This window comes from Frankia sp. CcWB2 (assembly GCF_977927585.1).
Genome location: NZ_CDWRCM010000183.1, coordinates 6,527 through 6,933 on the forward strand (window position 1 = coordinate 6,527; position 407 = coordinate 6,933).

At 71.7% G+C, this 407-nt stretch carries 1 protein-coding gene; it reads left to right on the plus strand.

What is annotated here, in order from left to right:
* A partial coding sequence (locus ACY45C_RS17150) for a glycosyltransferase (protein ID WP_462188572.1) occupies positions 1-407 on the plus strand: 407 nt, incomplete at both ends.

Sequence of the window (407 nt, forward strand, 5' to 3'; positions counted from 1 at the left end):
CGGGCCGGACGGCGGCCGTCCGCGCCCGATGCTGGACGTCGTCATCCCCGTATACAACGAGGAGAACGACCTCGCTCCCTGCGTCCGACGGCTGTACGCCCACCTGACCGGGACGTTCCCGTACCCCTTTCAGATCACGATCGCCGACAACGCCAGCACCGACGGCACCTCGGTCATCGCCCAGGCGTTGGAGAAGGAGCTCCCCGAGGTCGCCGCGATCCACCTCGAAGCCAAGGGCCGCGGCCGGGCACTGCGGGCGGCTTGGGGCATCTCGCCCGCACCGGTGCTCGCCTACATGGACGTCGACCTGTCGACCGGCCTCGCCGCGCTGCTGCCCCTGGTGGCCCCGCTCATCAGCGGCCACTCGGATCTCGCGATCGGCACCCGGCTCTCCCCCGCCTCCCGGG